The organism is Streptomyces sp. NPDC046465, assembly GCF_040646035.1.
In the GTDB taxonomy this organism is placed as follows: Bacteria; Actinomycetota; Actinomycetes; order Streptomycetales; family Streptomycetaceae; genus Streptomyces.
Genome location: NZ_JBEYZK010000015.1, coordinates 47,441 through 72,311 on the forward strand (window position 1 = coordinate 47,441; position 24,871 = coordinate 72,311).

Sequence of the window (24,871 nt, forward strand, 5' to 3'; positions counted from 1 at the left end):
AGGGCCTCACAGCCAGCCGTTGCGGCGGAAGCCGCGGTACAGGGCGAAACAGGCCGTCGCGACCAGGGACATGACGATCGGATAGCCGAACCGCCAGTGCAGCTCGGGCATGTGGTCGAAGTTCATGCCGTACATCCCGCAGACCATCGTCGGCACCGCGACGACCGCCGCCCATGCGGTGATCTTCCGCATGTCCTCGTTCTGCGCGACGGTCACCTGCGCGAGGTGCGCCTGGAGGATCGAGTTCAGCAACTCGTCGAAGGCGGCGATCTGTTCGGTGGCCCGCTTCAAGTGGTCGTCGACGTCCCGGAAATAGGCCTGTATCTGCGGGGCGATGAGCCGCATCGGCTGGGTGGCGAGCACCTGGAGCGGGCGGCCGAGCGGCACCACCGCCCGCTTCAGTTCGAGCAGTTCGCGCTTGAGCTGGTAGATGCGGCCCGGGTCGGCCCGCTCGCCGTCCGGGGCGAACACGTCCGTCTCGACCTGATCGATGTCCGACTGCACCGCGTCCGTCGCCGCGAGGTAGTCGTCGACGACCTGGTCCGCGATGGCGTGCAGCACCGCGGCGGGGCCCTGCGCGAGCTGTTCGGGCGACGCCTCGAGCTCCTCGCGCAGCGGGCCGAGCGAGCCGTGCCGGCCGTGCCGCACGGTGATGACGAACTCCCGGCCGACGAAGACCATGATCTCGCCGGTGTCCACCACCTCGCTGGTCGCGGTCAGTTCGGTGTGTTCCACGTAGCAGACGGTCTTGAACACGGCGAAGAGCGTCTGGTCGTACCGCTCCACCTTCGGGCGCTGGTGGGCGTGGACCGCGTCCTCGACCGCGAGGGGGTGCAGTCCGAAGAGGTCGGCGACGTCGGCGAACTCCTCCTCCGTCGGCTCGTGCAGCCCCAGCCAGACGAAGCCGTCGCCGCTCCTGCGGACCCGCTCCACCGCCTCGACCAGGTTGGGGCGCGGCGGTTGACGGACCCCCTCCCGGTACGTCACGCAGTTCACCACCGAGGAGCCGAGCGGGGAGCGGGACGGATGGCTCAGGTCGACGCGGGTGCTGCGGCGGCCCAGGCGGGCGACCCTGCGGAGACCGCCGACCCGGCGCAGGCCACCGACCTTGCGCAGGCTGGTGACCTTGCGCAGATTGCCTGCCATCGACATGTGGGCTCCTCGCACCGTGGACGTGGCGTGCCAGTCTGCCAGGACGGTCCCGCGCCCTGGCAAGGCCTGGGGGAACGGAGGACTCCGTTCCGGATTGCTCGGTTCTGCCTCCCGGGAGCAAGCGGGACAACTGGGATGATCGCGGCATGACGCAAATCGACGGTCATCTCCTCGACCCCCGGCAGTACGCCGGTCCCCGGGAGCTCTCCGACCACCGGCAGCTCTCCGACTCCCGGCAGCTCTCCGACTCCCGACAGTCCCTGGCGCGGTCGCGCTCCGACGCCTTCGCCGCCCTCTTCGACCCCACGACGTTCGGGCACGTCGAACGTCTCGGCATCGGCCCCGGCTGGCGCTGCTGGGAGGTCGGGGCGGGCGGCACCTCCGTGATCTCCTGGCTCGCCAAGCGGGTCGGCCCGACGGGCCGGGTCCTGGCGACCGACATCGACACGTCATGGCAGACGCGGGCCGCGCGCTCGCCCCTCGAAGTGCGGATCCACGACGTCGCCACCGAGCCGCCGCCCGGCGGAGGCTTCGACCTCGTGCACGCGCGGCTCGTCCTCGCCGACGTCAGTGACCGGGAGCGGGCCCTGGCATCGATGCTCAAGGCGCTGCGGCCCGGCGGCAGGCTGCTGATCGAGGAGCCCGACCTGGCGCTCCAGTCGCTGGCCTGCCCCGACGAGTACGGCCACGCCCAGGAGTTGGCGAACCGGCTGCGCCACGGGGTGCGCTCGCTGCTCGCGGAGCGCGGGGCGGACGTCGCGTACGGGCGCAGCCTGCCGCGGCTGCTGCGCGAGGCGGGCCTGCGCCGGGTGGAGTCCGACGTCTACTTCCCGCTCACCTCCCCGGCCTGCGCGGAGCTGGAGACGGCGACGCTCAAGCAGCTACGGCCGGACCTGGTCGCGGCGGGCCTCGCCACGGCCGAGGACATCGACCGCCATGTGGCGGACGCGGCGACGGGCACCTTGGACCTGGCGGCGCCGCCGCTGATCTCCACGTGGGGGAGGAAGGCGTAACGCGGCTGGGAGGGGTCCGTGGCGGCCCGTGGGCGATCCCAGGGCGATCCCTGGGCGATCCGTCGGCGATCCGTGGGCGGGCCCGCCCGCTCGGCGTCATGCCACCGCGGGCGGGGCCGGTGGCCTGCCGCCGATCTGCTCCACGGCCCGCGCCCCCGCCCCGCACCCCTGTGCCGCCGCCTCGCAGAGCCCCGCGCCGCCAAGGCGTGCGGCGAGGAACGCGCCGGTGAACGCGTCGCCCGCCCCCGTCGAGTCACGCACCCGCGCGGGCTCCGCGAGGACCCGGCCGAGGACCTGCCCGTCCCGCGCCACCAACGCCCCCTCGGCGCCGAGCTTGACCACCACGGCCGGGAAGCGGTGACTCAGCTTCGACGCCGCGTCCGCCGGGTCGGGCAGCCCGGTGAGCAGCTCCGCCTCGTCCCGGCTCGGCAGCAGCGCGGCCACCCCGTCCACCGCCGAGAGGAACCGCTCCACGCCCGTCTCCGCGAGGAACCCCGCCGACGCGGGATCCACGGTCACCGGCACCCCCCGCGCGCGGGCCGCCGCCAGCGCGGCGCGAGCGGTCGCCCGGCTCGGCTCGGTGAAGAACAGGTAGCCGGACAGGTGCAGCAGCGCCACGCCGTCGAGCAGGTCGGGCGACCAGTCGGCGGGGGAGAGCCGCAGCGCGGCACCGCTGTCCGTGAGGAACGTGCGCTCGGCCCCCGCGCCCCCGTCCACCAGGCAGATCACCGTCCCCGTCGGCGCCTCGGCATCGACGACGAGGCGTGGCCGCACACCCGCGCGCGTGAGCGCGGCCTCGTGCCACGCCGCCGCGTCGGCGCCGACCCGGCCGAGGAGCCGTACGTCCGCCCGGCCCCGATGCGCCGCCCAGCAGGCGACGTTGGCGCCCGCGCCGCCCGGCACGGTACGGATGGCGGCGGCCGTGTCGGTGCCGGGCGCGAGTGACCTGCGGTGCCGGGCCACGATGTCCGTCACGACGTCGCCGACCACCAGCAGGGCACCGGGACGCCCGCCCGTTCCCTCGGCCGGGCCACCGCTCCGCGCCCTCACCGTCCGGTGGCCCAGGCCGTCGCGATCCGTCCCGCGAGGCGCGCGTTGCCGCGGACCGCGGCGAGGTTGGCCTCAAGGGACGCGCCTCCGGTGCCCCGTACGAGCTGCTCCAGCAGGAACGGCGTGATGGCCTGCCCCGTGATGCCCCGCTCCTCGCACTCCTCAAGGGCTTCGGCGAGCACGCGCGCGTGGAGGGCGGGTTCGAGCTGCTCGCCCCGGGGGACCGGGTTGGCCACGATCAGCGCCGACTCGGGGCCGCCGAGCGCGTCCTGACCGCGCATCACCTCGGCGGCCTCGTCCGGCGTGCGCAGCGTCCAGTCCACCGGGTGGCCGGAGTCGGCGAGGTAGAAGCCCGGGAAGCGGTCGGTCCCGAACCCCGCGACCGCGACGCCCAGCGTCTCCAGGCGCTCCAGCGTCGCCGGTACGTCGAGTATCGACTTCACGCCCGCGCAGACCACCGTGATCCTGGTGCGGGCGAGCAACCCCAGGTCGGCCGACTCGTCCTGCGCCCGTGTCCACTGCCGGTGCACTCCGCCGAGCCCGCCCGTGGCGAAGACCCGTACGCCCGCGCGCGCGGCGAGCAGTGCCGTCGCCGAGACCGTCGTCGCGCCGCTCGCGCCCGTCGCGACGGCGAGCGGCAGATCGCGGTGGCCCAGTTTTCGGATGCCGTCCTCGTTCGCGACCCGGTCCAACTGCTCCTTGTCCAGGCCGACATGCGGGACGCCGTCCAGGACGGCGATCGTCGCGGGTACGGCGCCCTCGTCCCGTACGAGCGCTTCGAGTTCCTCGGCCACCTGGAGGTTGCGCGGGCGCGGAAGGCCGTGCGCGATGATCGTGGACTCCAGGGCCACCACGGGGCGCCGCTCCGCGACAGCCGTCTGCACCTCGTCGGACACCACCAGCACGGGCCTGCCTCCTGCCTGTCGGGTCTGACGGTCCTGTCGGGTCCCCCGTCCCCCTCATCCCTGGCGGGCCGCGCGCCCCGTCAAACCCATGGAGGGCCTGGAGACGAATGGTGGAGACGAACGTGCCCCCCGCCGAGGGGTCGCCCGGCCCCCGGCTAGGGTGACCGGCCATGACCACGAATGATCAGACTGTTGCGTCTTTTGCCGTGCACATTCCGGACGTTGAGCTGGAGGCCGAGCCGCTCGACCCGGCGCAGATCGTCTCCGGCGACCCGGTGGTGACCGGCAAGGTGCTCTGGGAGTCCGCCGACGGTAAGCAGGTGCGCGGCATCTGGCAGATCACGCCGGGTGTGGTCACCGACACCGAGGCCAACGAGCTCTTCGTGGTCGTCAGCGGCCGCGCCACCGTCGAGGTCGAGGGCGGCGACACCCTGGAGATCGGTCCGGGCGACGCCGCCGTGCTGCGCGAGGGCGACCGCACCACCTGGACCGTCCACGAGACGCTGCGCAAGGCGTACCACATCACGCTTCCCTGAGATCCTGTATCGGGAAGTACGTGAGCCCCGCCCGCGCCGCGCGGTCAGGCCTTCTTGACCGCCCTGCGGACCGCGAGCGCGGCCATCGGCAGCAGCACGCAGACGCCGACGAGGTTGAGCCAGCCGTAGCTCGCCCGCGCCACGATCAGGCCCGCCGCGGCGCCGCCGATGCCCGCCGCCGCGTTCATCGTCAGGTCCGACAGGCCCTGCACGGCGGCCCGGGCGGGCTGCGGCACCGAGTCGGTGAGCAGCGCGGAGCCGGAGACCAGGCCCGCGGACCAGCCGAGGCCGAGGACGAAGAGGCCCGCTGCCGTCTGGCCGTGGCTCGCCCCCGCGGTGCCGGCGAGCAGCGCGGCGCAGCAGAGCAGCCCCACCGCGAGGCCGATCACGGAGAGTCGGCCGAACCGGTCGGCGAGCCACCCCATGACCGGCGAGAACGCGTACATGCCCGCGATGTGGCCGCTGATGACCAGGCCGATCAGTTGCAGGCTCGCGCCGTGGTGCCCCAGGTCGACGGGGGTCATCACCATGATCGAGACCATCACCGTGTGCGAGGCGGCCACCGTCACCAGGGCGAGACGGGCCATCGGCGATGCGGCCACCGCGGCGATACCGGCCTTCAGCGAGCGGCTCTGCGCGGAGCCGCTCTCCTGCGGGGCCAGCGCGCGGGCCGTGAGCAGCGGGTCGGGCCGCAGCAGCACCGCCACCACCAGCGCGGCGACCGCGAAGATCCCGGCGGCGAAGAGGAAGGGACCGGCCTCCTCGGAGATGGCGGTGTCGGTGAAGACGCGGCTGGCCGGCGCCGAGATGTTCGGGCCGAGGACGGAGCCGATGGTCGTGGCCCAGATGACGTGCGCGATGGCCCGCCCGCGCCGGTCGGGCTCGACGAGGTCGGCCGCCGCGAACCGCGCCTGCAGCGTGGCCAGTGAGCCCGCCCCGTAGGCAGCCATGCCGAGCAGCAGCAGGGGGAAGCTGCCAGCGACCGAGGCGAGCACGACGAGCCCCGCGCCCAGTGCGCCGATCACATAGGCGAGGACGAGTCCCGCACGCCGCCCGCGCGTGTTCATGAGCGCGGCGAGCGGCAGCGAGAGCACGGCCGTGCCCGCCACGGAAGCGGTCGACGCGAGGCCGGACAGCGCCTCCGTCCCGCTCACGTCGGTCGCGAGGGCCGGAGCCAGGGTGATGCCGATCGGCACTCCGAGGCCGCCCAGTATCTGGCCGGCGATCAGTACCGCGTTCGTACGACGGCGCAGGGCGGGCAGCGCCTCCGGCGTGGGTATGTCAGGGGCGTCGACGGTCGAAGTCACTGACGCAGTGTGCCAGGGCGTCGCCCGCCCGGAACAGGGCTCCGGGTCTGCCCCGGAACGGGGCTCCGGGGCAGATCCGGAACGGGGCTCCGGTCAGAACAGCGGCTGCGGAAGCACCCCCTCCAGGGCGAGCAGGTGGCGCTTGGTCTCCAGGCCGCCCCCGAAGCCGCCGATTCCGCCGTCGCGCTCCACCACGCGGTGGCAGGGCACCACGACCGGCAGCGGGTTGGCGCCCATCGCGAGGCCCACGGCCTGGGCCGCGCCCGGCTGGCCGACGCGGCGGGCCAGGTCTCCATAGCCCACCACTGAGCCGTACGGCACGCCGGAGAGGAGCTCGCGCAGCACCTGGCGGTTGAATCCGGAGATCAGGGACCAGTCGAGCGGCAGCTCGAAGTCGCGCCGCCCGGCCGCGAAGTACTCCGCGAACTGGCGTATCGGCTCGGCGAGCAGGGGCGAGTCCGGCGCGTGGACCGGCTCGGCGCCCAGTCGGGAGCCGAGCCGGTCCAGGGCCTTCGTCCGTACCGCGTCGGTGGCGTGGAAGACCACGGTGACCAGGCCTTCGCCGGTCGCGGCGAGCAGCAGCGGGCCGATGTCGCTGTCGACGACGGTCCACACGGCGGCACGCTGGTCCTGCGCAGTGGCGTTCATGCCGACCACGGTACGGGCGGCCACTGACAACGCGACCGGCCGGGAAGGGGCCGCCGGGAAGGGGCCGCCGGGAAGTGGGCCGCGCGTCAGCTGTCGCGCAGCGCCCTGCGCACGACGTCGGGCGTATTGGTGATGATCCCGTCCACGCCGAAGCCCGCCGCGCGCACCGTGCTCGGGGCGTCGTTGACGGTCCACGTGAAGATCTCCAGCGGCTTGCCGTGCGGCCCCTTCACGGCGTGCAGCGCGGAGACGTAACCGGCCGAGATGGTGGTGTGCGAGGCGTTGATCTGATCGGCGAACCGCGCGTACGCGGGCAGCTCGGCGACCGCGGGCGTGCCGAGGAAGCCGGTCTTCACATCGGGCCGCAGGGCGTGCACGGTCTTCACACTGTCCGCGCTGAAGCTCTGGATGACCAGCTTGCTCTTGACGTGGTGCTTGTCGAGCCAGCCCGTGTCGCGCAGGACCCGCAGGCCCTGCTTCTCGATGCCCGGGTACAGCTCGGGCTTCTTGAACTCGAAGACCAGCTTCTGGTGGTTGTGCGACACCCGCCGCATGTACTGCTTCAGCGTCGGCACGCGCTGACCGGCGTACTTCTTACTGAACCAGCTGCCCGCGTCGAGCTTGGCGATCTCCGCCGCGGTGAAGTCCGAGACCTTCCACGGGGCCCGGTCGGGGTAGACCTCCTCGACGTTCGTCGTCCGCTTCAGGGTGTCGTCGTGCACGATCACCAGCTCGCCGTCCTTGGTTCGCTGGACGTCGTTCTCCACCCACCGGAAGCCCATGTCGCGGGCCTTGTCTATCGCCGCGAACGTGTTCTCGGGCGCGTAGGCGGAGGCGCCGCGGTGGGCGACGACCACGGGGCTGTGGTGCTCGGCGGCGCTCGATGCCGGGTGGGGCCGCGCGGTGGCGGAGGCGGTGGGCAGGACGAGCGCACCTGCTCCGAGGAGGGCGACAGTGGTGGCGGCAGCGCGTGCGTACACGGGTACTCCTCGCGTCGTGAGATCGCGGACCGGTCGAGAGTGACAGTCAGCGGCCAACGGGAGACAGGTGCAGGATGGCCACAGGTTGAACGAAGCCGTCAAAGTCGAGGACCCCGCGCGTGGGGAACGCGATTCTTTGCCGGAAAATCGTTCGTGCGTTCCGGCGTGAGCTTTACTCTCTGCCTCAGCCGACGGCCTTTCAGATGGCCGCCGACCGGGGGTGTATGGAACGTTTTCAGGGCTTTTGGTCACAACAGGCGGAAGGGCTACCGCGCATGCAGGGCACGGTCGACGGGTTCAGCTACGGAGTCGTCACACCGGTGGTGGCCTACGTCATGGCCTGTCTGGGAGGGGCGCTCGGACTGCGCTGCACGACCAGATCACTGCTCGTCGCACACTCCTGGCGGCCCGGCTGGCTGGCGCTCGGCTCGGCCGCGATCGGGTCCGGGATCTGGACCATGCACTTCGTGGCGATGATGGGCTTCACCGTGGAGGAGGCCCCGATCCACTACGACAAGGCGCTGACCTTCGCGAGCCTCGCCGTCGCCATCCTCATGGTCGGCATCGGGATCTTCATCGTCGGCTACCGCGGCGCGACCGGCACAGCCCTCTTCACCGGCGGCACGGTGACGGGTCTCGGCGTCGCCTCCATGCACTACCTGGGAATGGCCGGTATGCGTCTTCGCGGGACGCTGGAGTACAACACCCTGACCGTCGCCGCCTCCGTGGTGATCGCCATGGTCGCCGCGACCGCCGCGCTCTGGGCGGCCGGGCAGGTCAGGGGCTTCGTGTGGAGCCTGGGCGCGAGCCTCGTCATGGGCCTGGCCGTGAGCGGCATGCACTACATGGGCATGGCGGGGCTCAGCGTCCACCTGCACGGCTCGGACGCCGCGCCGCCCGGCGACTCGCCCGCCGAGATCCTCGCGCCGATGATGATCGGGCCGCTCGCCTTCCTGCTCCTGGCGGGCGTGATCGTGATGTTCGACCCGCTCATGGTGATGGGCGGCCAGGCCGACGTCAGGAACCCGGCGAACGGCGGCCGCACCCGGCAGTCCTACCCCGTCCCCCGCTCCGGCGACCGCCACGTGCCGCCCGCCCGCCGCCGGACCCGGCCCCGCCCCCGCACCCGCCCCGGCTCCCGCACCCCGCAGAACTGGTGAGCCGACCCGAGCGGGGCGCAAGAGGCCATTGAGCGGCTGATCCGGCCCGGTTGTCAGTGGTGGGTCGTACGGTGGATTCCATGCGGCCCGTATCCAAGATCGAACGCACGGTGGCACCCTTCGAGGTCGTCAGTCCGTACCAGCCCAGCGGTGACCAGCCGGCGGCCATCGCCGAGCTCGAACGACGTATCCGCGCAGGTGAGAAGGATGTCGTCCTCCTCGGCGCGACCGGCACCGGCAAGTCGGCCACCACCGCGTGGATGATCGAGAAGCTCCAGCGCCCCACCCTGGTGATGGCGCCGAACAAGACGCTGGCCGCCCAGCTGGCGAACGAGTTCCGCGAACTCCTGCCGAACAACGCGGTGGAGTACTTCGTCTCGTACTACGACTACTACCAGCCCGAGGCGTACGTCCCGCAGTCGGACACCTACATCGAGAAGGACTCCTCGATCAACGAGGAGGTCGAGCGCCTGCGCCACTCCGCGACGAACTCGCTGCTCACCCGGCGCGACGTGATCGTGGTCGCCTCCGTCTCCTGCATCTACGGCCTCGGCACCCCCCAGGAGTACGTGGACCGCATGGTGTCGCTCAAGGTCGGCGAGGAGATCGACCGCGACCAGCTCCTGCGCCGCTTCGTCGACATCCAGTACACGCGCAACGACCTGGCGTTCACCCGCGGCACCTTCCGGGTCCGCGGCGACACCATCGAGATCTTCCCGGTCTATGAAGAGCTGGCCGTCCGCATCGAGATGTTCGGTGACGAGATCGAGGCGCTCTCCACCCTCCACCCGCTCACCGGCGAGGTCATCAGCGACGACGACCACCTCTACATCTTCCCGGCCTCGCACTACGTGGCGGGCCCGGAGCGCATGGAGAAGGCGATCAACGGCATCGAGAAGGAGCTCGCCGAGCGCCTCGCCGAGCTGGAGAAGCAGGGCAAGATGCTGGAGGCCCAGCGCCTGCGCATGCGCACCACGTACGACCTGGAGATGCTCCGCCAGATCGGCTCCTGCTCCGGCATCGAGAACTACTCGATGCACTTCGACGACCGCGCTCCGGGCACGGCGCCCCACACGCTCATCGACTACTTCCCCGAGGACTTCCTCCTCGTCCTGGACGAGTCGCACGTCACGGTCCCCCAGATCGGCGCGATGTACGAGGGCGACGCCTCCCGCAAGCGCACCCTCGTCGACCACGGCTTCCGGCTGCCGTCCGCCCTGGACAACCGCCCGCTGAAGTGGGAGGAGTTCCTCGGCCGCATCGGACAGACGGTCTACCTCTCGGCGACCCCCGGGAAGTACGAGCTCTCGCGCGGCGACGGCTTCGTCGAGCAGATCATCCGCCCCACCGGCCTCGTCGACCCCGAGGTCGTCGTCAAGCCCACCGAGGGCCAGATCGACGACCTGGTGCACGAGATCCGCACGCGCACCGAGAAGGACGAGCGCGTCCTGGTCACCACCCTCACCAAGAAGATGGCCGAGGACCTCACCGACTACTTCCTCGAACTGGGCATTCAGGTCCGCTATCTGCACAGCGACGTCGACACCCTGCGCCGCGTCGAGCTCCTGCGCGAACTGCGGGCCGGTGAGTACGACGTCCTGGTCGGCATCAACCTCCTCCGTGAGGGCCTCGACCTGCCCGAGGTCTCCCTGGTGGCGATCCTCGACGCCGACAAGGAGGGCTTCCTGCGCTCCGGGACCTCCCTGATCCAGACCATCGGCCGCGCCGCGCGCAACGTCTCCGGTCAGGTCCATATGTACGCGGACAAGATCACCCCGGCGATGGAGAAGGCCATCGACGAGACCAACCGCCGCCGGGAGAAGCAGATCGCGTACAACACGGAGCGGGGCATCGACCCGCAGCCCCTCCGTAAGAAGATCAACGACATCGTGTCGGCGATCGCGCGCGAAGAGGTCGACACCGAGCAGCTCCTCGGCTCCGACTACCGCAACCCGAAGGCGGGCAAGGGCGCCAAGGCCCCGGTGCCCTCGCTCGGCGGCGAGACGGCCAAGGCAGGCAAGGCGGCCGCGCCCGCCAAGACCAAGGCGAAGGGCAAGAAGGGCGCCGAGACCGTCCCGACGAACCGTCCCGCGGCCGAACTGGCCGAGCAGATCGAGGAGATGACCGAGCGCATGCGCGGAGCCGCCGCCGACCTGCAGTTCGAGATCGCCGCCCGACTGCGCGACGAGGTGTCCGAGATGAAGAAGGAGCTCCGTCAGATGAGGGAGGCCGGCCAGGCCTAGAACCAACCCCGGGGCAGGGGAAACGGCGTACTGCGCGGTCTGTTGCAAAGCCGCCACAAAGTGCTGCCCGGAGTGCGGTTCCGCAGGTCGCACTGCATAGGGTGCTGGGCAACCGCAAGAGGCGGTTGCCCAGGCAGCTCGAGAGGGGACAGCGCGTGACGGTCAACATGACCAAGGGTCAGGCCATCAGCCTGCAGAAGGACGACGGGGGCGCCCTGACCGCGGTGCGCATGGGACTGGGGTGGCAGGCGGCCCCGCGCCGTGGCCTGTTCGGCTCGCGCACCCGAGAGGTCGACCTGGACGCCTCGGCGGTGCTGTTCGCGGACAAGCAGCCGCTCGACGTCGTCTTCTTCCGTCACCTGGTCAGCGACGACGGCTCGGTGCGGCACACCGGCGACAACCTCGTGGGCGGCGTCGGCAAGGGCGGCGACGACGAGGCGATCCTCGTCGACCTCCAGCGGGTTCCCGTCCACATCGACCAGATCGTCTTCACCGTGAACTCCTTCACCGGCCAGACCTTCCAGGAGGTGCAGAACGCCTTCTGCCGCCTGGTCGACGAGACCAACGGCCAGGAGCTCGCCCGCTACACCCTGGACGGCGGCGGCCAGTACACCGCGCAGATCATGGCGAAGGTCCACCGCGCGGGCAAGGGCTGGCAGATGACGGCCATCGGCAACCCCGCCAACGGCCGCACCTTCCAGGACCTGATGCCGTCGATCCTGCCGCACCTGTGAGCACGCCCATGGACCGCGCCTGACGGCACGCCGGTCCGCAGTACGTACGAGGTACGGGGCTCGCGGGAGCCCTTGAGGGGGAACGAACGCGATGACGGCCGAGCTGGTGCGAGGGCAGAACCACCCGCTACCCGGGACCCGCCTGGAGATCCGCGTGTCGGCGGGCAACCCGGTCGTGGCCGGCGCCACGCTCGGCGACGACCGGGGCCGGGTCCAGGGCGTGGAGTGGGTGGCCCACCCCGGCTCGCCCACCCTGCCGGGCCTGGAGGTGTCCCAGCAGGCGGCGGCCGACCACCGTCTCGCCGTGGACCTCGGGGCCCTGCCGGACACCGTCCACCGGGTCAGCGTGCTGCTCGCGCTGCCCGTCGGCGCCGGGGACCCGGCCAGTTTCCGCGCCCTCGCCGCCCCCTTCGTCGCGGTCACCACGCTCGACGGCGCCGAGGTCGCCAGCTACACCATCACCGACCTGGACGCCGAGTCGGCGGTCGTCGCCCTGGAGCTCTACCGCAGGCAGAGCGCCTGGAAGGTCCGCGCGGTCGGCCAGGGGTACGCGGGCGGCCTCGCCGAGATGCTCACCGACCAGGGCCTGCCCGAGGCCCGCGAACTGGCGGGCGCGATCGACGACGCGGTCGCCAGGGGCGCGGCCCGCTCCGTGGCCGCGTCGCCGCCGCCCCGCGCCGCCGACGACACCCGCGTCCGCACCGCGGCCCAGGGGCGGACCGCCCCCGCACACGGGCAGCCGCAGAACCAGCCGCACGGCCAGCCGCAGTCCGCCCCGCCCACCGGCCCGCAGAGCGGCGGCGGCCCCGTCGACTACACCCATCCCAGCCGTCGGACGTCCGCGCCGCCGACGCCGCCGCCCACCGCGCCCCCGGCCAGGCCCGGGGAGCCCGCCCAGCCCGTCGCGGGCGACGCCACCGGCTGGTCGATGGAGGAGCGGCTCTACAACCAGGTGTGGGGCATGTTCGAGGACCTGGCCCGCACCACGGCGGCGTACCGCAGCGCCATCGACTTCGCCGACTCCCGCATGGAGCAGGAGCTCGACAAGGTCCTGTCCGACCCGCGCAGCCGCATCGGCGGCACGGGCGACGCCGCGCGCGAGACCGCCCGCGCCCGGCACGCGGACCTCGTCGGCCAGGCCAGGGCCGCCCTCGACCGCGACCTCGCCCAGCTCGCCGCCGAGTCCGACGTCGTCGAGCCCGCCCTGCCTCCCGCGTACGCGGCGTGGAGCAGCCCGGTCTGGCAGGCCTACCGCGCGCCGATGGAGATCCCGATGGCGCTGCGCCTCGGCGATCTCCACCTCCCCGAGCGCATCGGCCTGCGCATCCCGTTGCTCGTCCGGCTGCCCCTCGAGCGCGGCATGTGGATCGACAGCGGCAAGGCGCTCACCAACTCCTTCACCGACCCCGCCGAGCTGCGCCGCCTTGCCGTGGACACCGCGGTCGCGCACGCGGCGCGGCTGCTCGCGGCCTATCCGGCGGGCGAGTTCCAGGTGCACGTGATCGACGCGGCGGGCGCCGCGACGGACGCGTTCGCACCACTGGTGGCCTCCGGCGTGCTCGCCGGGCCCCCGGCGGCCGGTGCGGCCGGTGTCTCCGAGGTACTCGTCAGGCTGACGCAGCGCGTGGACCTGGTCCAGATGGCGGTCCGCGGCGGCGCGGCCGACGCGCTGCCCCCGGACGTGGACACCGCCGAGCAGCTCCTGATCGTCAACGACTTCCCGCACGGCTTCGACGACCGCGCCGTGACGCGGCTGCGCTATCTCGCGGACGAGGGCCCGGCCGTCGGCGTCCACCTCATGATGGTCGCCGACCGTGAGGACGCCGCCGATTACGGGCCGCTGCTCGACCCCCTGTGGCGCGCGCTGCTGCGGCTGACGCCGGTGCCCGACGACCACCTCGCCGATCCCTGGGTCGGCCACGCGTGGACGTACGATCCGCCGGTGATGCCGCAGGGCAGCCAGGTCCTGCGGCAGGTCCTCGACCGGGTCGCGACGGCCCGGCGCAACGGCGGTCGTTGACGTTAAAGCGACTTTTGTACTGCCCTGACCAGGGCTTTTGGCTCTTGTTTGCCATCTCCTTTACCAAACCTTGGTGCTTCGCGTACGCTTCTACCTGCGGAGGGGAGTACTCCCGACTGCGACGTACCCGTCAATACGGACCGCCATCGGTCCCGGGGCGTCGGCCCGTACGGCGGCAGCGGCCGCCTCGGGTGGAAGAGACCTCCGGCAGCGACGACGCTGATCAGTAGCCGTACGACGCCGGAGGCGCAGTGGACGTTTCAATGACTCTGTGGGTGACGACCGTTCTCGGTCTGTGTGCCCTGATCGCGGTCGACTTCTTCATCGGGCGCAAGCCCCATGACGTGTCGATCAAGGAAGCCGGAATCTGGACGGTCGTCTGGATCGTCCTCGCGGCGCTCTTCGGCATCGGCCTGCTGGTCGCCGGTGAGAGCCAGGCGTCCGGCGAGTTCTTCGCGGGCTTCGTCACCGAGAAGTCGCTCTCCGTCGACAACCTCTTCGTCTTCATCCTGATCATGGCGAAGTTCTCGGTCCCCTCCCACCTCCAGCAGCGGGTGCTGCTGTTCGGTGTGCTGATCGCCCTGGTCCTGCGCGCGATCTTCATCGCCGCCGGTGCCGCGGTCATCGCCAACTTCTCGTGGGTCTTCTACATCTTCGGCGCGTTCCTGATCTACACCGCCTGGAAGCTCATCCAGGAGGCGCGCTCCGACGACGAGGAGGAGGAGTTCGAGGAGAACCGCCTCCTGAAGTCCATCGAGAAGAAGTTCGGCGTCTCCGACCGGTACGAGGGCACGAAGCTCTTCATCCGGAAGAACGGCAAGAAGATCATGACGCCGCTCATGGTCGTCATGCTCGCCATCGGCACCACCGACGTGCTCTTCGCGATGGACTCCATCCCGGCGATCTTCGGCCTCACCCAGGACCCGTACATCGTCTTCACCGCCAACGCCTTCGCCCTGATGGGCCTGCGGCAGCTGTACTTCCTCATCGGCGGCCTCCTCAGGAAGCTGGTCCACCTCAGCTACGGCCTGTCGGTGATCCTCGGCTTCATCGGCGTGAAGCTCGTCCTGCACGCCCTGCACGAGAACGGGGTGCACGTCCCCGAGATCTCCATCCCGGTCTCGCTCGGCGTCATCTGCGGCGTCCTGGTGATCACGACGATCACCAGCCTCATCGCCTCCAAGAAGCAGGAGCAGGCGGCGGCCGAGGCCGCCGACGACCAGCGCAAGGACAGCATCGACGCCTGACCCTCACGCCGCCCACCCCCAGCCGCCCGCGCGGCACCGGGCGGGCGGCACCGAGTCGCGGCACCCGAGCGCCCGGGGCAGCATCGAGTCATGGTCACTCGGCTCCGGGCGCTCGGCATGCAGTGGACTGCCGTGGTGCCGATCCTCGCGATCGTCCTTCTCGCGTTCACCTGGGGGCGGGACCTGCCAGGCCTGCTCGTCGCCCTGGTGACGGTGATCCTCGCGGGGGCGGTGCTCGCCGCCGTCCACCACGCCGAGGTGATCGCGCACCGCGTGGGCGAACCCTTCGGCTCCCTCGTCCTCGCGGTCGCGGTGACGATCATCGAGGTGGCGCTGATCGTCACCCTCATGGCCGACGGCGGCGACAAGAGCGCCACCCTCGCGCGGGACACCGTCTTCGCCGCCGTGATGATCACCTGCAACGGCATCGTCGGGCTCTGCCTCCTGGTGGGCGCCCTGCGCCACCGCACCGCCGTCTTCAACCCGGAGGGCACCGGCGCCGCCCTCGCGACCGTCGCCACCCTGGCCACGCTCTGCCTGGTCCTGCCGACCTTCACCACCACCAAGGAGGGCGGGGAGTTCACCACCTCCCAGCTCACCTTCGCCGCGATCGCCTCGATCATCCTGTACGGCCTCTTCGTGACGACCCAGACCGTGCGCCACCGCGACTACTTCCTGCCCCTCACCCGGCAGGGCGACGTCATCGACGCCGACAGCCACGCCGAGGGTCCCTCCGCCCGGAAGGCGCTGACCAGCCTCGGACTGCTCGCCCTCGCACTGGTCGGCGTGGTCGGCCTCGCCAAGGGGGTCTCCCCGACGATCGAGTCGGGCGTCGAGAGCGCCGGTATGCCGCACGCCGTGGTCGGCGTGATCATCGCGCTGCTCGTGCTGCTCCCGGAGACGATCGCGGCCGTCCGCGCGACCCGGCGCGAGCGCGTCCAGACGAGCCTCAACCTCGCCCTCGGCTCGGCGATGGCCAGCATCGGACTGACCATCCCGGCCGTCGCCGTCGCGTCCGTGTGGCTGTCCGGGCCGCTCGTGCTCGGCCTCGGCTCGACGCACATGGTGCTGCTCGCCCTCACGGTGGTCGTCAGCACGCTCACGATCGTCCCGGGGCGCGCCACACCGCTCCAGGGCGGCGTCCACCTGGTGCTGTTCGCGGCCTACCTGGAGCTGGCCATCAACCCATAGTGGCCATCACCCCGTAGTGGCCACCGAACCGTCGGCCACCCTCACCGGCCGCGTCTCCGGAAGCAGCGCGAAGCAGCCGAGACTGAGCAGCGCGATGCCCGTCAGATACGCGGCCACGCCCCACGGCGTCCCGTCCCCGGCCGCCAGGGCTGTCGCCACGATCGGGGTGAGCGCACCCCCGAGCACCCCGCCGAGGTTGTAGCCGACCGCGGCGCCCGTGCAGCGCAGCCGGGGCTCGTACAGCTCGGGCAGATACGCGGCGACCACGGCGAACACCATGATGAAGGCGACCATCGCCACCAGGAACGCGAGGAACATCAGCAGCGGCTGGCCGGTCGAGAACAACGCGATCATCGGGAACATCCAGAGCGCCGACGCGGTACAGCCGAGCAGGCACAGCGGCCGCCGTCCGTACCGGTCGCCGAGCACGGCCACCACCGGCGTCAGCACGCCCAGCACCACCACCGCGGCCATGATGCAGGCCAGCATGACGGTGCGGCTCACACCGAGCCGCTCCACTCCGTAGGAGAGGGACCACGTCGTCACCGCGTAGAACACCGCGTACCCGAAGGCGAGCGCGCCCGCCGTCAGAAGGACCAGCCTCCAGTGCCCGCGCGCCACTTCGACGAGCGGCACGCGGGCGTGCCCGCGCACCCGGAGGAAGTCCGGGCTCTCCGCGAGCGAGGAGCGCAGCGCGAGTCCCACCGCCACGAGCAGGCCCGCCGCCCAGAACGGCACGCGCCACCCCCAGGCCGCGAACTGCGCGTCGGTGAGCGTCGCCGAAAGGACCAGCATGATGCCGTTGGCCAGCAGGAAGCCGACCGGGGGACCGATCTGGGGGAAGCTCGCCCACAGCCCCCGCCGCTCGGCCGGGGCGTGCTCCGCGGTGAGCAGCACGGCGCCGCCCCACTCACCGCCGAGCCCGAGGCCCTGCAGGAAACGCAGCGCCAGGAGCAGCAGGGGAGCGCCGATCCCGATCGATCCGTACGCCGGTACGCAGCCGACGGCGACCGTGGCGACGCCGGTCAGGAGCAGCGACCCGACGAGCACGGGCCGCCGCCCGTGCCGGTCGCCGATGTGCCCGAAGAGGACGGAGCCCAGCGGCCGCGCGACGAACCCCACCCCGAAGGTCGCGAAGGCGGCGAGGGTGCCCGCGAGCGGCGAGAAGGTGGGGAAGAACAGCGGTCCAAGGACCAGTGCCGCGGCCGTCCCGTAGATGAAGAAGTCGTAGAACTCGATGGCGGTCCCGGCGAGGGAGGCGGCCGCGAGGCGCGGCAGTGAGGGTGGTTCGGTTGAGCGCATGGTGCGTCAACTACCCACAGTGACCATCGGCTACGTGGAGTCGCGGGGGGCGTGCGGTGGTGCGGGGGTGCCGCGGGGGGCGTGATAGACCTCCCGTATGACGCGCAGCCTCGCCACCGCCCCGATCATGATCCTGAACGGCCCGAACCTGAACCTGCTCGGGCAGCGCCAGCCCGAGATCTACGGCTCGGACACGCTCGCCGACGTCGAGGCCCTGTGCGCCGGGGTGGCCGCCGCGCACGGCGGGACCGTCGACCTGCGACAGAGCAACCACGAGGGCGAGTTGGTGGACTGGATCCACGAGGCGCGCGAGCACCACGCGGGCATCGTCATCAACCCCGCAGCCTACTCGCACACGTCCGTCGCGATCCTGGACGCCCTCAACACCTGTGACGGGATGCCGGTGTTGGAGGTGCACGTCTCCAACATCCATCAGCGCGAGGCGTTCCGGCACCACAGCTACGTATCGCAGCGTGCCGACGGTGTCATCGCGGGATGCGGTGTGCAGGGGTACGCGTTCGCGGTGGAGCGGGTGGCGGCGCTGATCGCCGCCGCCGGCGCGTGACGCGTACCCCGGTACCCCTGTCCCTCACCAGCCCCGCTCGCGCCACTCTGCGAGGTGCGGGCGCTCGGCGCCGAGCGTCGTGTCGCCGCCGTGGCCCGGGTAGACCCACGTCTCGTCCGGCAGCGTCCCGAAGATCTTCGTCTCGACGTCGTCGATGAGGCTCGCGAAGGCCTTCGGGTCCTTCCACGTGTTGCCGACGCCGCCCGGGAAGAGGCAGTCGCCGGTGAAGACGTGCGGGTGGCCGTGCGGGTCGTCGTAGACGAGCGCGATCGAGCCCGGGGTGTGGCCCACCAGATGGCGTGCGGTCAGCGTGACGCGGCCGACCGTGACCGTGTCGCCGTCGTCGACCAGGACGCCCGTCGGGACGGGGATGCCCGAGGCGTCCTCGCGGCCCGCGTACGTCCGCGCCCCGGTCGCCTCGACGACGGCGGCCAGAGCCTGCCAGTGGTCGCCGTGCTGGTGCGTGGTGACGACCGACGCGATGCCGTCGTCGCCGATCAGCGTCAGCAGCGTCTCGGCGTCGTTGGCCGCGTCGATCAACAACTGCTCGCCGGTGGTCCGGCAGCGCAACAGGTAGGCGTTGTTGTTCATCGGCCCGACCGCGACCTTCGAGATCATCAGGTCCTGCAGCTCGTGCACGTCCGCGCCGCCGCCGACCTTCACCGCTCCGCTGTACGTCATGTACGCCAGCCTATAGCGAGGGCAGGGTGGGCAGGAGGCCGCCTTCGGCGGTGAGTGCGGAGCCGTCGCGGCGGCCGGAGAGCCAGCCGACGACGTCCGGCGCCGGGCCGGAGACGGTCACCTCGGGGGTGCCCTCCCCGCCGGTGCTCCACGTGTGCGTGCCGTCCGTGATCCGCGTGGGCGGTACGCCGGGGCTGCCCGTGAAGCGCGCCGTCAGGAACACGGCCTCGCGCTGCAGGAACTCGGCGGGCAGGTCCTCGAGTTCGTAGCCGGTACCGAGGTCGACGTGGTGCAGCTCCACCTCGACCCACCGCCGGAACGGCACCCTGGAGGCGGAGTCGGTGACGCCGTTGCGCATGGTGATGGTGCGCGACCAGTCGGCGGGGAGCGCGGCCTGGGCCTCGAAGCGGGCCATGCTCTGACGGACGTCGTCGAGCTGCTCGGCCAGGGGCCTCGGGGCGTCCCGCTCGATGTCCGCGTCCCGCGCCTCGGCGCTGACGTACATCGGGCGGCCGGCCAGCACGTTCACCAGGGCGTCCGCGTTCCGCGCGAGGTGGGCGAGGACGTGGCCCCGGGTCCAGCCCGGCAGCCGCGACGGTGCGGCGGTCGAATCGTTGTTCTGTTTCGCGGCTGCGGTGAGCAGCCGGTCGGTCGCGTCACGTACAGACGCCAGGTCGCGCACATGATCAATCATGAGGCCGACGATAGCTGGGTCACACGTTCGAGTGAAGACTCCAGGACAGGCCGCAAATCGAATGTACGTCCTATATGGTCGAGGGTGGCATCGGGCATTCTTGAAGGTCCCGGTTTGTTGTGCAGGTGGAACCAGGGAAGCAGCCCGGCGTTGTCAGTGGCTCGCCCTAGTCTGTGAACGACGGGGGTTCTGCCCCTCGTCACATCTCTCTAGAAAGGTGCGGACCGGCGTGGCCGACCGTCTCATCGTCCGTGGCGCGCGCGAGCACAATCTCAAGAACGTCTCGCTCGACCTCCCGCGTGACTCCCTCATCGTCTTCACCGGACTCTCCGGGTCGGGCAAGTCCTCGCTCGCGTTCGACACGATCTTCGCCGAGGGCCAGCGGCGGTACGTGGAGTCCCTCTCCTCGTACGCCCGGCAGTTCCTCGGCCAGATGGACAAGCCCGACGTCGACTTCATCGAGGGCCTCTCGCCCGCGGTCTCCATCGACCAGAAGTCGACCTCGCGCAACCCGCGCTCAACGGTCGGCACCATCACCGAGGTCTACGACTACCTGCGCCTGCTCTTCGCGCGCATCGGCAAGCCGCACTGTCCCGAGTGCGGGCGCCCCATCTCCCGGCAGTCGCCGCAGGCCATCGTCGACAAGGTCCTCGAGCTGCCCGAGGGCAGCCGCTTCCAGGTCCTGTCGCCGCTGGTGCGCGAGCGCAAGGGCGAGTTCGTCGACCTCTTCGCCGACCTCCAGACGAAGGGGTACTCCCGCGCGCGGGTCGACGGCGAGACGATCCAGCTCTCCGAGCCGCCCACGCTCAAGAAGCAGGAGAAGCACACCATCGAGGTCGTCGTCGACCGCCTCACGGTGAAGGACTCCGCCAAGCGCCGTCTGACCGACTCCGTGGAGACCGCACTCGGCCTCTCCGGAGGCATGATCGTGCTCGACTTCGTCGACCTCCCCGAGGACGACCCCGAGCGCGAGCGCATGTACTCGGAGCACCTCTACTGCACGTACGACGACCTGTCCTTCGAGGAGCTCGAGCCCCGCTCCTTCTCCTTCAACTCGCCCTTCGGCGCCTGCCCGGACTGCACCGGCATCGGCACGCGCATGGAGGTCGACCCGGAGCTGATCATTCCGGACCCGGACAAGTCGCTCGACGAGGGTGCCATCCACCCCTGGTCGCACGGCCACACCAAGGAGTACTTCGGCCGGCTCGTGGGCGCCCTCGCCGACGCGCTCGGCTTCTCCACCGAGATGCCCTGGGCCGGACTTCCGCAGCGCGCCAAGAAGGCCCTGCTCAACGGCCACAAGACGCAGATCGAGGTGCGCTACCGCAACCGGTACGGCCGCGAGCGGGTCTACACCACCGCCTTCGAAGGCGCCGTCCCCTTCGTCAAGCGCCGCCACAGCGAGGCCGAGAGCGACGCCAGCCGCGAGCGCTTCGAGGGCTACATGCGCGAGGTGCCCTGCCCCACCTGTGAGGGCACCCGCCTCAAGCCGATCGTCCTGGCCGTCTCGGTCATGGGGAAGTCGATCGCCGAGGTCTCCGCGATGTCCATCAGCGACTGCGCGGACTTCCTCGCCCGGCTGAAGCTCGGCGCCCGTGACAAGAAGATCGCCGAGCGGGTCCTCAAGGAGGTCAATGAGCGGCTGCGGTTCCTGGTCGACGTCGGCCTGGACTACCTCTCGCTGAACCGCGCGGCGGGCACCCTCTCCGGAGGCGAGGCCCAGCGCATCCGCCTGGCCACCCAGATCGGCTCCGGCCTGGTCGGCGTGCTCTACGTCCTGGACGAGCCGTCCATCGGCCTCCACCAGCGCGACAACCACCGACTGATCGAGACCCTCGTCCGCCTGCGCGACATGGGCAACACGCTCATCGTCGTCGAGCACGACGAGGACACCATCAAGGTCGCCGACTGGGTCGTCGACATCGGCCCCGGCGCGGGCGAGCACGGCGGCAAGGTCGTGCACAGCGGCTCCATGAAGGAGCTCCTGGCCAACGACAAGTCGATCACCGGCCAGTACCTCTCGGGCAAGCGGGCCATCCCGGTCCCGGACGTGCGCCGTCCCGTCGACCCCTCCCGGCAGCTCACGGTGCACGGCGCCCGTGAGAACAACCTCCAGGACATCGACGTCTCCTTCCCGCTCGGCGTCCTGACGGCCGTCACGGGCGTCTCGGGCTCGGGCAAGTCGACGCTCGTCAACGACATCCTGTACACGCACCTGGCCCGCGAGCTCAACGGCGCCCGGTCCGTCCCCGGCCGCCACACGCGCGTGGAGGGCGACGACCTGGTCGACAAGGTCGTGCACGTCGACCAGTCGCCCATCGGCCGCACCCCGCGCTCGAACCCGGCGACGTACACCGGAGTCTTCGACCACGTCCGCAGGCTCTTCGCGGAGACGACGGAGGCGAAGGTCCGCGGCTATCTGCCCGGCCGCTTCTCCTTCAACGTCAAGGGCGGCCGCTGCGAGAACTGCTCCGGCGACGGCACCATCAAGATCGAGATGAACTTCCTGCCGGACGTGTACGTCCCGTGCGAGGTCTGCCACGGCGCGCGGTACAACCGCGAGACGCTGGACGTGCACTACAAAGGCAAGTCCATCGCCGAGGTCCTCGACATGCCGATCGAGGAGGCGCTCGACTTCTTCGAGGCCGTGCCCGCCATCGCCCGGCACCTGAAGACCCTCAACGACGTCGGCCTCGGGTATGTACGCCTCGGCCAGTCGGCACCCACGCTCTCCGGAGGCGAGGCCCAGCGCGTGAAGCTGGCCTCCGAGCTCCAGAAGCGCTCGACGGGCCGGACCGTGTACGTCCTGGACGAGCCGACCACCGGTCTGCACTTCGAGGACATCAGCAAGCTGATCACGGTCCTCTCCGGCCTGGTCGACAAGGGCAACACGGTCATCGTCATCGAGCACAACCTCGACGTGGTCAAGACCGCGGACTGGGTCGTCGACATGGGCCCCGAGGGCGGTAACGGCGGTGGCCTCGTCATCGCCGAAGGCACGCCCGAGGACGTCGCCGGAGTGCCGGCCAGCCACACCGGCAAGTTCCTGCGGGACATCATCTCGGCGGACCGGATCAGCGACGCGGTGCCCTCGCGGGGACGGCCCGCCAAGAAGACGGCCGCCAGGAAGGCGCCCGCCAAGAAGACCGCCGCCAAGAAGACGGTGGCGGCGACCGCCACGGCCACGAAGCGGACGGCCACGGTCAGGACGGACGCGCCCGCCAAGAAGACGGCTGCTGGGAACAAGGCGGCTGCTTCGAAGAAGGCTGCCGCCACGAAGAAGAAGGCTGCCGCCACGACGAAGAAGGCCGCCGCCAAGAAGACGACGCGGGCCCGCAAGGCCTGACGACCGCCGTCCTCAGGGACCCGGCGCACGGCTTCCCGGCCGACGTACGGACCCGACCGAAGCGCCCCGCCCCCCACCAGGGACGGGGCGCTTCTCCGTACGCGAGGGGCGGGCCGGGGCGGCCCGAACGCCCCTTGCCCGGCGCCCCGACTCCGTGGTCGGCTTCTCCCATGCCCGTACGCAGCGAACGCGCAGGCCCCGTCACCACCATCGTGCTGTGCCGCCCCGCCGCGCGGAACGCCGTCGACGGGCCCACCGCCCGCGCCCTCGCCGACGCCTTCCGTGCCTTCGACGCCGACCCGGACGCCGCCGTCGCCGTCCTGTGGGGCGCGGGCGGCACCTTCTGCGCGGGCGCGGACCTCAAGGCCATCGGCACCCCCGACGGGAACGCGGTGACCGAGGACGGGGACGGCCCCATGGGCCCCACCCGGATGCGCCTGTCCAAGCCGGTGATCGCGGCGATCTCCGGCCACGCCGTCGCAGGCGGCCTCGAACTGGCTCTCTGGTGCGATCTGCGGGTCGCCGAGGAGGACGCCGTCCTCGGGGTGTTCTGCCGCCGCTGGGGTGTCCCGCTCATCGACGGCGGTACGGTGCGGCTGCCCCGGCTGATCGGCGAGGGCCGCGCCCTGGACCTGATCATGACCGGCCGCCCCGTGGGCGCGGCGGAGGCGCTCGGCATGGGCCTGGTCAACCGGACCGTGCCCACCGGCACCTCGCGCGCCGCGGCCGAGCAGCTCGCCGCCGAGATCGCCGGGTTCCCGCAGACCTGCCTGCGGCGCGACCGGCTCGCTCTCCTCGACCAGGGCGGCCTGCCCGAAGAGGAGGCGATGGCGGTCGAGTTGAGCCACGGTCTGCACTCCCTGGCCGAGGCGGCCGCGGGCGCGGAACGCTTCGCGGCGGGAGCCGGCCGGCACGGCGTGTTCACGGGCCGCTGAGGCAGGCACGGGCCGCTGAGGCAGGCAGGGGCGGCCGGTGCCTGCCAGTGCGACCATCAGGCCCGCCGACTACGCGAGTTCGGCCGCGTACGGCGGCTCCGCGCCCGCCCGCGAGCAGGTGAGCGCGGCCGCCCGCGCCGCGAAGCGCAGTACGTCGCTCCAGCCCTTCGCGCCCAGCTCCGCCAGTGCCCGGGGCGACAGCGCGCCGCGTGCGGAGAGCCCGTGCAGCAGCGCCGCGTTGACGGTGTCGCCCGCCCCGATCGTGTCCACCACGTCGACCGCCTCGCCGGGCACCCGCAGCTCCGTACCGTCCCGCGTGTACAGCGACAGGCCGTCGCCGCCGTGGGTGACCACCACGGCGGCGGGCCCCGCGGACAGCCACTCGCGCGGGGTGCCCCCGAGCCAGTCGGCGTCCTCCCGCGACAGCTTGAGCAGCGAGACGGAGGGCAGCCAGCTCTTGAACCGCGCGCGGTAGGCGTCGGCGTCGGGGATCAGCCCGGCCCGGATGTTCGGGTCGAGCGTGGTGAAGACGCCGCGCGCCGCCGCCCGGCGCATCAGCTCCTCGTACGCGCTCGCGCCCGGCTCCAGGACGAGCGAGCAGGTGCCGAACGACATCGCCCGTACGCCGTCGGGCAGCTGCTCGGGGGCCTCGAAGAGCCGGTCGGCCGTGCCCTCGACGTAGAAGGAGTACCCGGCCGAGCCGTCCGCGCCGATCGAGGCGACGGCGAGCGTCGTCGGCTCCGGGCCGCGTTGCACGGGCGAGACGTCGACCCCGGCCGCCCGCAACCCGTCGAGCAGCGCATCGCCGAAGGCGTCGCGCGAGACGCGCGAGCAGAAGGAGACCGGTGAGCCCAGCCGGCCGAGCGCCACGGCGGTGTTGTACGGGCCGCCGCCGGGGCGCGGCGCGAGCGCGGGCAGCCCGGGGCCGCTGTCCGTCCGCTGCGGCACGAGGTCGATCAGGGCCTCTCCTGCGACGACGATCACGGGCGGTTCCTCTCGGGCGCGGTGGGGTGCGGTGCGGTGGGGTGCGGTGCGGGTGGTGCGGGTGGTGCGGGTGGTGCGGATCGAGCTCGGCGTTCCGCTCAGGCTAGGCCGTGCGCGAGGCGGCGGGCGGAAGCGGGCACCACTCGGGCGCGCTCGTGCCCGACCCGGTCGCAGCCCT

General features: G+C 71.6%; 21 protein-coding genes. 11 read left to right on the forward strand and 10 right to left on the reverse strand.

The window, feature by feature from the left end:
* Positions 1-6: 6 nt before the first annotated feature.
* Complete coding sequence (locus tag ABZ953_RS23545; protein WP_361727004.1) at positions 7-1,152, reverse strand: magnesium and cobalt transport protein CorA; 1,146 nt, start codon at positions 1,150-1,152, stop codon at positions 7-9.
* 146 nt (positions 1,153-1,298) lie between these two features.
* Between ABZ953_RS23545 and ABZ953_RS23550 the strand changes: the two genes are divergently transcribed.
* Complete coding sequence (locus tag ABZ953_RS23550) at positions 1,299-2,165, forward strand: methyltransferase domain-containing protein (protein ID WP_361727006.1); 867 nt, start codon at positions 1,299-1,301, stop codon at positions 2,163-2,165.
* 96 nt (positions 2,166-2,261) lie between these two features.
* Here ABZ953_RS23550 and ABZ953_RS23555 read toward each other — a convergent pair whose 3' ends face one another.
* Complete coding sequence (locus tag ABZ953_RS23555) at positions 2,262-3,215, reverse strand: PfkB family carbohydrate kinase (RefSeq protein WP_361727008.1); 954 nt, start codon at positions 3,213-3,215, stop codon at positions 2,262-2,264.
* Entirely contained in the window at positions 3,212-4,120 is a 909-nt protein-coding gene (locus ABZ953_RS23560) for a pseudouridine-5'-phosphate glycosidase (RefSeq protein ID WP_361727010.1), read from the reverse strand. Before ABZ953_RS23560 ends, ABZ953_RS23555 begins: the two co-directional genes overlap by 4 nt.
* Positions 4,121-4,290: 170 nt before the next feature.
* On the opposite strand from ABZ953_RS23560, the gene ABZ953_RS23565 reads away from it, so the two are divergent.
* Positions 4,291-4,656 (forward strand): cupin domain-containing protein, encoded by a 366-nt coding sequence (locus ABZ953_RS23565; protein WP_361727012.1) that lies wholly within the window; start codon positions 4,291-4,293, stop codon positions 4,654-4,656.
* Positions 4,657-4,700: 44 nt separating this feature from the next.
* Here the strand turns inward: ABZ953_RS23565 and ABZ953_RS23570 are convergent, their stop codons facing one another.
* From ABZ953_RS23570 to ABZ953_RS23580, 3 genes are all read right to left on the reverse strand, one after another.
* Positions 4,701-5,963 carry an MFS transporter gene (locus ABZ953_RS23570; protein ID WP_361727014.1) on the reverse strand — a complete coding sequence of 421 codons (1,263 nt, stop codon included), beginning with the start codon at positions 5,961-5,963 and terminating at the stop codon, positions 4,701-4,703.
* 93 nt (positions 5,964-6,056) lie between these two features.
* Entirely contained in the window at positions 6,057-6,611 is a 555-nt protein-coding gene (locus ABZ953_RS23575) for a methylated-DNA--[protein]-cysteine S-methyltransferase (RefSeq protein WP_361727015.1), read from the reverse strand.
* A gap of 86 nt (positions 6,612-6,697) precedes the next feature.
* Positions 6,698-7,591, reverse strand: a complete 894-nt coding sequence (locus ABZ953_RS23580; protein WP_361727017.1) for a glycerophosphodiester phosphodiesterase family protein — start codon at positions 7,589-7,591, stop codon at positions 6,698-6,700.
* Between the two features lie 275 nt (positions 7,592-7,866).
* On the opposite strand from ABZ953_RS23580, the gene ABZ953_RS23585 reads away from it, so the two are divergent.
* The 6 genes from ABZ953_RS23585 (at position 7,867) to ABZ953_RS23610 (ending at position 16,186) form a co-directional block, all read left to right on the forward strand.
* Positions 7,867-8,751, forward strand: coding sequence for an MHYT domain-containing protein (locus ABZ953_RS23585; RefSeq protein ID WP_361727019.1), 885 nt, complete (start codon positions 7,867-7,869; stop codon positions 8,749-8,751).
* Between the two features lie 80 nt (positions 8,752-8,831).
* Complete coding sequence (gene uvrB, locus ABZ953_RS23590) at positions 8,832-10,994, forward strand: excinuclease ABC subunit UvrB (RefSeq protein ID WP_361727021.1); 2,163 nt, start codon at positions 8,832-8,834, stop codon at positions 10,992-10,994.
* Positions 10,995-11,149: 155 nt separating this feature from the next.
* A complete protein-coding gene (locus tag ABZ953_RS23595; RefSeq protein ID WP_361727022.1) occupies positions 11,150-11,728 on the forward strand; it encodes a TerD family protein in 579 nt (192 codons plus the stop codon).
* Positions 11,729-11,819: 91 nt separating this feature from the next.
* Entirely contained in the window at positions 11,820-13,748 is a 1,929-nt protein-coding gene (locus tag ABZ953_RS23600; protein WP_361727024.1) for a TerD family protein, read from the forward strand.
* 251 nt (positions 13,749-13,999) lie between these two features.
* On the forward strand, positions 14,000-14,995 hold the full coding sequence (locus ABZ953_RS23605) for a TerC family protein (protein ID WP_361727025.1): 996 nt from the start codon (positions 14,000-14,002) through the stop codon (positions 14,993-14,995).
* A gap of 90 nt (positions 14,996-15,085) precedes the next feature.
* Complete coding sequence (locus ABZ953_RS23610) at positions 15,086-16,186, forward strand: ionic transporter y4hA (RefSeq protein WP_361727027.1); 1,101 nt, start codon at positions 15,086-15,088, stop codon at positions 16,184-16,186.
* Positions 16,187-16,192: 6 nt separating this feature from the next.
* Here the strand turns inward: ABZ953_RS23610 and ABZ953_RS23615 are convergent, their stop codons facing one another.
* Positions 16,193-17,464, reverse strand: coding sequence for an MFS transporter (locus ABZ953_RS23615; RefSeq protein ID WP_361727363.1), 1,272 nt, complete (start codon positions 17,462-17,464; stop codon positions 16,193-16,195).
* Between the two features lie 121 nt (positions 17,465-17,585).
* Between ABZ953_RS23615 and aroQ the strand changes: the two genes are divergently transcribed.
* Positions 17,586-18,053: a type II 3-dehydroquinate dehydratase gene (gene aroQ / locus ABZ953_RS23620; protein ID WP_361727029.1), complete on the forward strand. Its 468-nt coding sequence runs from the start codon at positions 17,586-17,588 to the stop codon at positions 18,051-18,053.
* 24 nt (positions 18,054-18,077) lie between these two features.
* On the opposite strand, the gene ABZ953_RS23625 is transcribed toward aroQ, so the two are convergent.
* Positions 18,078-18,734 carry an MBL fold metallo-hydrolase gene (locus ABZ953_RS23625; protein WP_361727030.1) on the reverse strand — a complete coding sequence of 219 codons (657 nt, stop codon included), beginning with the start codon at positions 18,732-18,734 and terminating at the stop codon, positions 18,078-18,080.
* A gap of 10 nt (positions 18,735-18,744) precedes the next feature.
* A complete protein-coding gene (locus ABZ953_RS23630) occupies positions 18,745-19,428 on the reverse strand; it encodes a maleylpyruvate isomerase family mycothiol-dependent enzyme (protein WP_361727032.1) in 684 nt (227 codons plus the stop codon).
* Positions 19,429-19,657: 229 nt separating this feature from the next.
* Between ABZ953_RS23630 and uvrA the strand changes: the two genes are divergently transcribed.
* Both uvrA and ABZ953_RS23640 read left to right on the forward strand, forming a co-directional pair.
* Positions 19,658-22,774 carry an excinuclease ABC subunit UvrA gene (gene uvrA, locus ABZ953_RS23635; RefSeq protein ID WP_361727034.1) on the forward strand — a complete coding sequence of 1,039 codons (3,117 nt, stop codon included), beginning with the start codon at positions 19,658-19,660 and terminating at the stop codon, positions 22,772-22,774.
* Positions 22,775-22,944: 170 nt separating this feature from the next.
* Positions 22,945-23,709 carry a crotonase/enoyl-CoA hydratase family protein gene (locus tag ABZ953_RS23640; RefSeq protein WP_361727036.1) on the forward strand — a complete coding sequence of 255 codons (765 nt, stop codon included), beginning with the start codon at positions 22,945-22,947 and terminating at the stop codon, positions 23,707-23,709.
* 69 nt (positions 23,710-23,778) lie between these two features.
* On the opposite strand, the gene ABZ953_RS23645 is transcribed toward ABZ953_RS23640, so the two are convergent.
* Positions 23,779-24,693 (reverse strand): carbohydrate kinase, encoded by a 915-nt coding sequence (locus ABZ953_RS23645; RefSeq protein WP_361727038.1) that lies wholly within the window; start codon positions 24,691-24,693, stop codon positions 23,779-23,781.
* Positions 24,694-24,871 lie beyond the last annotated feature (178 nt).